Source organism: Glaciihabitans tibetensis (genome assembly GCF_003003265.1).
In the GTDB taxonomy this organism is placed as follows: Bacteria; Actinomycetota; Actinomycetes; order Actinomycetales; family Microbacteriaceae; genus Glaciihabitans; species Glaciihabitans tibetensis.
In genome coordinates, this window is record NZ_PVTL01000015.1 from 1 (window position 1) to 9,598 (window position 9,598).

Genomic DNA, 9,598 nt, shown 5'->3' on the forward strand with positions numbered 1-9,598 from the left:
GCAGCTGGGCGGCGATTTCGGCACTAAATGTCATCAGTCACTTCTTTGTGTTGGGTGTTTCTTGTGGTGGGTCTGAACGGTGGTGGTCCTCGCGGTTAGGGCAGGCGCGCTCCGGCGGGGATGGTGATGTCGGCCAGAACCAGAACATTCGGGGTTCCGAGCGCGAGCGCACCGTGAAGAACCTGGGCGTTCGCTTCGACCGCGACCGCAACCTTGAACGCTCCGGCGACGTCATCGCCGACGGACAGCATTCCGTGGTTGCCCCAGACGACGGCGTTGGTGTCGTCGCCCATGAGGCTGGCGCTCAGCTCGCCGAAGTCGGCGTTGGTGGAGAACTCGAACGGCATGATCCGCACGGCGCCCTTGGCGTACAACACCATGTTCAGCAGCACGGGATCGATGGTTCGGCCGATGGCGCCGAACATGTTGGCGTAGGGCGATTCGGTGTGGACAATCGCGTTGACGTCGGGACGACGACGGTAGTGAGCGAGGTGCACGTCGGTTTCGGTCGACGGGAACAGGTCGCCCTCGATCACCTTGCCGTCATAACCGACCACAACCATCTGGTCGACGGTGAGCACGTCGTAGCGAATACCCGACGGCGTAATCACAATCGCGTTGTGCTCGGGCAGACGCACCGAGATGTTGCCCTGGGTGTTGAAATTCAACCCGGTGCGCACGGATTCGCGGCACCAGTACAGAATCTCTTCACGGATCTCGCGGCTTGCAGCACTCATTGTGGCCTCCTGATCGGTGGTCCCGAGAGATGAACCACATTGTTGAATCGTTTCACTTTTCATCGAGCCTAGGCGACGATCCAGAACGGCGGATAGGACTTTGGGCCCCAATATGGGCGCGCAGAAGGTAGAGGATGGTAGCGGTGAAACGATTCATTCGCCGACCTCAGTACAACGAAGTAATGACAGCGAGAAGGTATAAACGTGTCCAACAGAATGATTTGGAACCAGAATGCTCACTTCGGCCCGGGAGCGATCTCGGTCATTCCCGGCGAACTCGCCGCGCGCGGCTTCACCAGGGCATTTGTGGTGACTGACGCCGTGCTCGTGCAGACGGGAGTCACTGCGCGCGTGACCGACCTGCTCGACGCCGCCGAGTTCGGGTACGAGGTCTACTCCGACGTCACGCCCAACCCGCCGATCGAAGCGGTTCAGGCCGGCGTCGCCGCGTTCGCCGCCTCGGGCGCCGACGTGCTGATCGCCGTGGGTGGGGGATCTCCCCAGGACACCTGCAAGGCAATCGGCATCATCACCGCCAATCCCGAGTTCTCCGACGTGCGCAGCCTCGAGGGTGTCGCGGCCACCAAAAACCCTTCGGTGCCGATCATCGCGATTCCGACCACTGCCGGCACCGCATCGGAGACCACCATCAACTACGTCATCACCGACGTCGAGCGCTCACGCAAGTTCGTGTGCGTCGACCCGCACGCCATCCCGATCCTCGCGATCGTCGACTCGGAGATGATGGCCACGGCGCCCCGTTCGCTCAAGGTCGCGACCGGTCTGGATGCGCTCACCCACGCCATTGAGGGGTACACCACCCAGGGCGCGTGGGAGCTCTCCGACCTGTTCCATCTGAAAGCGATCACCATCATCGCCGAAGCGCTGCCCGCCGCCGCCGACGGTGACGCCGCGGCCGCCGACCGCATGGCGTTGGCCCAGTACGTGGCAGGAATGGGATATTCCAACGTGGGCCTCGGGCTGGTACACGGAATGGCGCATCCCCTCGGTGCCTTCTACAACGCCCCGCACGGTGTGGCGAACGGCATCCTCCTCGCGCCCGTGATGCGGTTCAACGCCGAGAGTACCGGCGAGCGTTTCCGAGATATCGCGGTGGCATTTGGGGTGCGGGATGCCGTGAGCCTTCCCCTCGAGGAGGTGCGAGAGCTCGCGGTGCAGGCCGTCGCGAACTTCGCCAAGGCCCTGGGAAACCCGAACACCCTCCGCGAGGTTGGCGCTCGGGAGGAAGACCTTCCGGCACTCGCGCAGGCCGCGTTCGACGACGTCTGCACCGGCGGCAACCCGCGCGGCGCCACCGTCGAGCAGATCCTCGCGATCTACCGTTCGGTGTATTGATCGCGATCTACCGTCCGGTGTGTTGATACTGAGCGGGCCGCACGATTAGATTCCCCCGTACCGGCGCTTGGTGATGCCGTTGAGCAGCGAGGCGAAGATCAGTACAAGCCCAAGCGCCAGCAGCTGGTATTGCGACCCGTCGTTGCCCGGAAACGCGAGCAGGATGCCGGCGTTCAGCCACACGATCAAGAGCGTCGACAGCACGATTCCCGCGACGCGGCCTATGCCACCGGTGATGGCCACCCCGCCCAGTACCGCGATGGTGATGGCCGGCAGCGCCATTCCGTTTCCGCTGGTTCCCGCGTCGGGCCGCGCCGAAGCGAACTGCGCCACCGTCACGACAGCGACGAGCGCGGAAATCACCCCGGAGAGAACGTAAACGACCATCCGGTTCGGCCGAACATTGATTCCGGACCACGCCGCGGCGACGTCGTTGGTTCCGATCGCGTAGAGGCGGCGTCCGAACGTGGTTTTGTTGAGTACCAACCACACCACCACAACGGTGGGCAGCAGAAACGTGAAGATGCCGAGCGGAACCAGCGGCAGGGTACCGCCGATGAGGGGAATTTCGATCGATTGCGCGGCCGAGTAGAACGCCTGGATTTCCGGCGAGTTCACCGGTTTCTGGTCGCTGATGACGAGGGCGAGCGACCGGAAGGCGTAGTACGTGGCGAGGGTCGCGATGAGCGGAGGGAATCCGATGTAGGCCACCAGCGCCCCATTGATAGCACCGCAGGCGGCGCCAGCAAGAACCGCGAAGCCGAAGGCGGCGAGGAAACCCCAGCCCCAGGAGCCGTACGCGAGGCCGAACAATACGCCGGTGATCGACACCATCGACCCAACCGACAGGTCGATTCCCCCCTTTCCCGAGAGGATCACCATCAATTGCGCCAGGCCGAGCATGGCCAGGGGCACGGCACTGATGAGCGCCGAGGCAAGATAGTCCGCGTTGTACGAGCCGCTGAGGAGTCCGGCTACATCGAGCAGGGTCATCCCCACGAGCACAAGAATAATCAGCACCGCGAGCAGAACCACCCGCTGCGTGAGCAACGCCTCGAGCATTCGCGAGACGAGACCGCGCCGCTTGCCGGGATCAGCTCCCGGGGGCAGCTGTGGGGTGGCGGGTGGGGATGTGACGGTCATGACTTCCTCCTCGCCCGCTCGCGGAGCAGGTCCGTGCCGACGGCGATGATAATGAACACGCCCACGAACAGATTCGCGAGCTGCGAGGGCCAGCCGATCTGGGTGACGCCCGAGGTGACGGTCGCGACGAGGATGGCACCGAGCAGTGTGCCGATGACCGAACCCCGTCCTCCCAGAATCGAGGTACCGCCGATAACCACAGCGGCGATCACGGCGAGCTCCCGGCCTGACCCGATGGTCTGGTCGAGGGTCGAGGTGCCCGAGGCGATGAAGAAGCAGGCCGCGACCCCCACCAGAGCACCGGTCAGCGCGTAGGTCGCAACAATGCGGGGTTGCACTTTGATGCCCGCGAGTCGCGCGGCCTGGGCGTTTCCGCCGATCGCAAACAGGTGACGACCGCCGGCCGTGTGCCGCAGGTACCACCACGCGATTGCGACGGCCAGAACGGTCAGCGCAAAGCTGTTCGGAACCCCGAGGGTTCTCCCCGCCTCACCCCGGCCGAATACCTCGAGCGTCGATGGAATGCCGTTGACGGTGGATGATCCGAACACCCGTAGCGCCAAAAACTGGAACACATTCGCCGTGCCGAACGTGATGATGATCGCGTGCACCCGCCCGTAGGCGATGAGGGTGCCGTTGACCAGGCCGAGGACCAGGCCCAGCGCGACAGACAGCGCGATGGCGCCGACCAGCGGGACGCCGGTCGTGACGAGGGCCTTGGCGGTGACTACCGCGCAGAGCATGATGGCGCCACCCACGGACACGTCGATGCCGGCGGTGATGATGATGAAGGTCATTCCCACGCCGATGAGCGCGATGGGCGCAACCGAAACCAGCAGCGGCTGTATCGACCCGGGGGTGAGAAACGCCGGGGTGAAGATCCCCAGCAGTATCCAGAGAGCCGCGATCACCCCGATGAGCACGAACTCCTGACCGGTGACGGGAGGCGGGAGCACCCGGCGCACCGTGCGCCGGGTGGCGTCGGAATGCGCCGGCTTCTTTTCCAAGGTCATTTGTCGACCTCTCCTGCTGCGGCCGCGAGAATCTCGACCTGGGTGGCATTGGGCAGAAACTCCGCGACGACCTGTCCCGCGCGGATCACGAGGATCCGATCCGAGATGCGCAGCACCTCACTCAGGTCGCTGGTGACTACGAGCACAGCGGTTCCCTCGTCGGCGAGGCCGGAGATGATGCGGTGGATCTCTTCCTTGGCGCCGACATCCACACCCTGGGTCGGTTCGGCCAGCACGAGCAGGGTGGGCCGTTTCACCAATTGGCGGGCGAGCACCACTTTCTGGGCGTTCCCACCCGACATGGCGCTGATGGGCTGCGTCTCGCTCGGCGTCTTGACCGCGAGGCGGGTAATGAAGTCACGGGCGATTTCGCGTTCCTTTTTTTTACTCACCCACCCGCGTAGCCTGCCGAGCAGCTGCAGCTCACCAATCACAATGTTGAGCGCGATGCTCTGAAAGGAGAACGCACCCTGCGCTGATCGGTTTGCGGGAAGCAGGTGAATACCCAGCTTCTTGGCCTGGGCGGGTGTTTTCACCGCGACGGCCTGGTCTTCGATGAGCACGCGGCCGCTGCTGGCGCGGTTGATGCCGTAGACCACCTCGGCGATGTCCGCCGCGCCGGAGCCGATCAGGCCATAGAGCCCGACGATCTCGCCCGCGGCGACGCTCAGATTGATATCGGAGAAGTGCCCGTCACGCGTGAGGTGGTCCAGTTGCAGCACGGTCGAGCCGCGGTGCACGTCTCCCGCGGGCCGCGCTTCGCTGAGAACACCGCCCACCATCAGCTCGACGATCTGACGCACGGAGAGATCCCCGATCGGTTGGGTGGAGACCGTCTGCCCGTCGCGCATCACCGTCACCTCGTCGGCGATGCGGAACAGTTCGTCGATGCGGTGCGAGATGTAGATGACTGCGACCCCCTTCGCGGTCAGTCGGCGAATCACGGTGAAAAGCACGTCGATTTCGGCGTCGGTGAGAATGGCAGATGGTTCGTCCAGGATGAGGATGGATGCCTCGCCCGCAAGCGCCTTGGCGATGGACACCTGCTGCTGCTGCGCTATCGACAGCGTGCCCACGGGCGCCGTCGCCACCTGCTCGGGCAACCCCACCGTGCCGAGTAGCCCGTGCATTTGGTCTGCCTGCGCGGACCAGTCCACCCGGAGCCCCCGCTTAAGCTCGCGGCCGACAAAAACGTTCTCCGCAACGCTCAGCTCAGGAAACAGCTGCGGTTCCTGGTACACGGTTTGCACCCCCAGTTTGATGGCGTCGGTGGTGGAGGCGATGTTCGTCGGCGTGCCGTCGAAGAAGACGTCACCGGCATCCGCCCGCTCGGCCCCCGCGATGATCTTGATCAGAGTGGATTTGCCCGCTCCGTTTTCGCCCACCAACGCGTGCACGGACCCGGGCCGGATGGCCAGGTCGGCGTTGCGGATAGCGCGCACTCCGCCGTAGCTCTTGACGATCGCCCGCATCTCGAGGCGAAACTCATCAGCGCGGTTCTGCTTCTGTGGTTCGGTCACTGGCTGGCTCATTTCGGCTGGTTCATTTCTCGTGCTGGGAGACCGGGGAGACCCCGGAGGCGTCGGCTCGCACGCCTCCGGGGTGTGGACTCGATAGACCTGGTGCCTAGTAGTCGAAATCGCCGACGTTGTCCTTCGTGATTTCGAGCGGCGGTCCCAGGAGCAGCACCTTGCTGCCCTCGTCGAACTCGACCGCGGGCATGTCGGAGTTCACGTCGTTGGTGGCCGCAATCTCGTTGCCCTCGGCCAGCTGCTGCCCGGTCCAGGCGGTGAGGTAGCCCAGGTTTTCGACGTTCCACAGGATGGACGCGCTGGATGAACCGTCCTCAAGGTAGGGCGCCATCGACATCGGCGTCCCCAGACCGACGGTGAAGACCGACCCGATCTTGTTGGCGTCTTTTACCGCTTGCGCGACACCCGGGGCGGACGACGTGCACTCGCCAACCAGACCGGTCAGGTCGGGGTTCGCGTTCATCAGGTCGGTCGCCATCGAGGTCGCCGCGGCCTGATCTTCCCCGGCGTAGACGATGTCGACGATCTCCGCATCGGGGTATTCGGAGGCGGTGTACTCCTCCTGAACGGCGATCCACGCGTTGAGGTTTGCCGCGGTTTCACCACAGGAGACGATCGCGTACTTGCCGGATCCTCCCATCGCATTCATCAGCGAGTCGGTGAGGGCCTCACCGATCCCCTGCGCGGACGCCTGGTTCACAAACACCTCACGCACCGAGTTCGGAGCGTCGGTGTCGCTGGTCGCGACCTTGATGCCCTTGTCGGCGGCTTCCTTCAGCAACGGCGCCATCGAGTCAGGATCGTTCGGGGCGACGATCAACGCGTCGACATCCTGCTGGATGAACGAGCGGACAATATCAGCCTGGGCTGCCGCGTCTGCCGTGGTTGGCCCCTGGTAGAGCCATTCGATGCCGAGTTCCTCCGCAGCCGCCTGCCCGCCGGCGTTCATGGCCTCGAAGTAGGGAATACCCTGCAGCTTCGGCACAAACGCGACGGTGATCTGGTCGTCCTCGCCACCGCCTGATCCTCCGGCGCTGTCGTCATTACGAGTGGTACAGCCCGCGACCGTTATGGTTGCGGCCAGTGCGATCGCGCCGACCGTCATTGCTCTTTTCGCTCTCATCCCTCGTGCCTCTCAATCTTCTTGGTGCTTCCTGGTGCGGAGATAGTCCGCGTGGGTTCCTCGCGACCGGGTCGGTGCTGATGCGCATCCCGACGGTTGCGAAGGGTCTGGGTGGGCGGTGTCACCTGGCCACCACCTCGTGCTGCAGCGTCGCCGTCCTCGCGGCGGGTGGCTGGCGTTCGAGCGAGGGTGTCTCCCCGCCCGAGATGCGGCTCACTGCCACCCGCGTCACTGCCACTCCGAGCCGTTGCCACTCGTCGACAAAGTCGTCCGTTGCGTGCTCATCGGTGAAGAGGGCGGTCACCTCGGCGGGGTGGGCGAAGGGATGCAGCCCGAAACCAAGTATTTTCGCCGACGTGAAGATGCCGTACACGGCGTCACACGCGCCGACGAGGCTTTTCTTCGTCTCCGCCTCTTCGCTGGAGAGCTCAAGCAGGCCAAGCTGGCGCGACAGCGTCGCGACACCGAAGAAGCCCTTGGCCACGCGGCCCCGTCCCTCCAGGACGTTCGAGAAAGCACCGACCATCGACCCGGATGCGCGGCGCAGCACACCGCCGGGCATCATGACGGTGGCGTCGGAGTGGTCCATGAACAGCATCGCGGTGCGCATCCCGTAGGTCACGACCTTGAGGTCCCGGCGTTCCACCAGTTCGAGGGCGAGATAGTAGGACGACGTCGACGAATCGAGCGCGATGACGTCGCCGTCGTGCACGAGAGGAGCGAGGCGCCGGCCGAGCTCGCGTTTGATGCTTGCCGACTGGCGCAGTCGGTCGCTGAAAGCACCCTCTTCGCCGCCGGACGGCACGACGGCTCCCCCGCGAACTCGGCGGACAAGCGCCCGCCCCTCCATCGAGTCCAGGTCCTTGCGGATCGTCACCGTGGAGACGCCGAGCCGCGCGGCCAGATCTTTCACCACCACCCGGCCATGTGCGTTCAGCTCGTGCAGGATGACCTCTTCGCGCACAAAGTCGTAGCGCTCGGTCATCCGAAACTCCGATCGACAGCGTTGGCGAACACGGGGCACAGCGGCTCTGCTGCGCTACTGGCGACGGTCGGTCAAGGGAACTTTGCGATCGCCAGCGAAACTGAAACGAAACTAATCCGGTTTCAAAAGAAAGCACATGGGTTGACGTGTGCGAAAGCAGCGGCCTATGGTGGCTCGCGAATCCCCTCGTGCCGCATCCAGGAATTCCGGCGGCCGAACCACCTCGACGATGAGGGCAGCGCGGCTGCGGGTCCGACATCGTTCTGCGAGAAAGCGACGGACCACGCACATGTTGATCGGATGTCACGGACTGGTGTGGACGGGCACCTTCGACGAGGCCGGGTTCGACCTTGCTGTCGGCAAGACCCTCGATGCCGGATTCACCCTCCTGGAAATCCCCCTGCTCGAGCCCGAGAGCTTTGGCGTCGAGGCGGCCAAACGCAGCATCCTGAAGCGACCGATCGCCATCAGCGCCTCCCTCGGACAGAGCGCGGACACGGACATTTCCAGCACGGATCCCGACATTGTCGCGGCGGGCGAGCGCAAGCTGATGCGAGCGCTTGAGATCCTCAGCGAGCTCGAGTCCGAGTACTTCGTCGGCGTGCTCTATAGCCAGCTCGCCAAATATCCTGAGGCCGCGACCGCGGTCAACCGCAGCAACAGCGTCGAGGTACTGCGGCGGGTTGCCGTCCGCGCGCAGGAATTGGGAATCACCCTTGGGCTGGAGGTGGTCAACCGCTACGAGACGAACCTGTTCAACACCGCCAAGGAAGCGCTGGTCTACCTCGACGAAATCGACCATCCCAACATCGGCGTCCACCTCGACAGCTACCACATGAACATCGAGGAGTCGGATATGGTCGCTCCGGTCTTGCTCGCTGGTGACCGGCTCGTGTACGTGCACATTGGTGAAAGCCACCGCGGCTACCTCGGCTCCGGCTCCGTCGATTTCGACGGGCTGTTCCGCGCCCTCGCTCTGATCGGATACTCCGGTCCGATCGCTTTCGAATCGTTCTCCACCGCCGTCGTGAGCGAGTCGCTCAGCCGCAGTCTCGCCGTCTGGCGCAACCTCTGGACTGACTCAGAAGACCTGGGCGCCCACGCAAACGCCTTCATCCGCAATAAGCTGCGCGCGGTGGAGAGCATCGCCCTGCACTGATGGGCGAGACATCCGCGCCTCATCGACGTTCGACAGAGGGAGAAACCCCATGCGCCGAATCTGCTTCCAGCTCCAGGTTAAACCCGACCACGTCGAGGCCTACCGCGCGGCCCACGCCGCGGTGTGGCCGGACATGCTCGTCGCCCTGCGAGACACGGGCTGGCACAACTACTCCATCTTTCTCCGCGACGACGGCCTGGTGATCGGGTATTTCGAGACAGAAGACCTCGACAGCAACCTCGCCGGGATGGCCCAGACCGAGGTCAACGCGCGCTGGCAAACCGCCATGGCGGACCACTTTGTGTCGTCGGAGCTGCCTGCCGATCAAGCGTTTGTGTATATCCCCGAAGTGTTCAACCTCGAAGACCAGCTTGCGAATCAGTGATTGCGATCGTTCAAGTCGCCCGCTAGTCTCTAAATGAAACGATTCACTTTCGCTCTCCATCTCGGTTTCGATCACCGTTCCTCTGTGTTCGATCACCGTCCCTCTCCGCAGTAACGAAGGAATGAATTCCAATGGTGCAATTCAGTGACATCACCTCTGACCTCG

General features: G+C 63.9%; 9 protein-coding genes. 3 read left to right on the forward strand and 6 right to left on the reverse strand.

Translation table 11 applies throughout. The features are described from left to right. Positions 1-95 precede the first annotated feature (95 nt). Complete coding sequence (locus B0I08_RS17405; RefSeq protein WP_181243480.1) at positions 96-737, reverse strand: class II aldolase/adducin family protein; 642 nt, start codon at positions 735-737, stop codon at positions 96-98. A 204-nt stretch (positions 738-941) separates the two neighbouring features. Between B0I08_RS17405 and fucO the strand changes: the two genes are divergently transcribed. Next, positions 942-2,093 carry a lactaldehyde reductase gene (fucO, locus tag B0I08_RS17410; protein ID WP_106215215.1) on the forward strand — a complete coding sequence of 384 codons (1,152 nt, stop codon included), beginning with the start codon at positions 942-944 and terminating at the stop codon, positions 2,091-2,093. A 45-nt stretch (positions 2,094-2,138) separates the two neighbouring features. On the opposite strand, the gene B0I08_RS17415 is transcribed toward fucO, so the two are convergent. The 5 genes from B0I08_RS17415 to B0I08_RS17435 all read right to left on the reverse strand — a co-directional run bounded on the left by B0I08_RS17415 (position 2,139) and on the right by B0I08_RS17435 (position 7,889). Continuing rightward, positions 2,139-3,236, reverse strand: a complete 1,098-nt coding sequence (locus B0I08_RS17415; RefSeq protein ID WP_106215217.1) for an ABC transporter permease — start codon at positions 3,234-3,236, stop codon at positions 2,139-2,141. After that, a complete protein-coding gene (locus B0I08_RS17420) occupies positions 3,233-4,249 on the reverse strand; it encodes an ABC transporter permease (protein ID WP_106215219.1) in 1,017 nt (338 codons plus the stop codon). Before B0I08_RS17420 ends, B0I08_RS17415 begins: the two co-directional genes overlap by 4 nt. After that, the gene (locus B0I08_RS17425) at positions 4,246-5,769 is read right to left on the reverse strand and encodes a sugar ABC transporter ATP-binding protein (RefSeq protein ID WP_219905712.1); all 1,524 of its coding nucleotides are present in this window, start codon (positions 5,767-5,769) and stop codon (positions 4,246-4,248) included. The genes B0I08_RS17420 and B0I08_RS17425 overlap by 4 nt, the downstream gene beginning before the upstream one ends. Before the next feature lie 106 nt (positions 5,770-5,875). Then, positions 5,876-6,904 (reverse strand): autoinducer 2 ABC transporter substrate-binding protein, encoded by a 1,029-nt coding sequence (locus B0I08_RS17430; protein WP_106215223.1) that lies wholly within the window; start codon positions 6,902-6,904, stop codon positions 5,876-5,878. Between the two features lie 121 nt (positions 6,905-7,025). Next, complete coding sequence (locus B0I08_RS17435; protein WP_106215225.1) at positions 7,026-7,889, reverse strand: DeoR/GlpR family DNA-binding transcription regulator; 864 nt, start codon at positions 7,887-7,889, stop codon at positions 7,026-7,028. Between the two features lie 289 nt (positions 7,890-8,178). On the opposite strand from B0I08_RS17435, the gene B0I08_RS17440 reads away from it, so the two are divergent. After that, positions 8,179-9,048, forward strand: a complete 870-nt coding sequence (locus B0I08_RS17440) for a sugar phosphate isomerase/epimerase family protein (RefSeq protein WP_106215227.1) — start codon at positions 8,179-8,181, stop codon at positions 9,046-9,048. 49 nt (positions 9,049-9,097) lie between these two features. Next, positions 9,098-9,433 carry an L-rhamnose mutarotase gene (locus tag B0I08_RS17445; protein ID WP_106215229.1) on the forward strand — a complete coding sequence of 112 codons (336 nt, stop codon included), beginning with the start codon at positions 9,098-9,100 and terminating at the stop codon, positions 9,431-9,433. Positions 9,434-9,598: the final 165 nt, after the last annotated feature.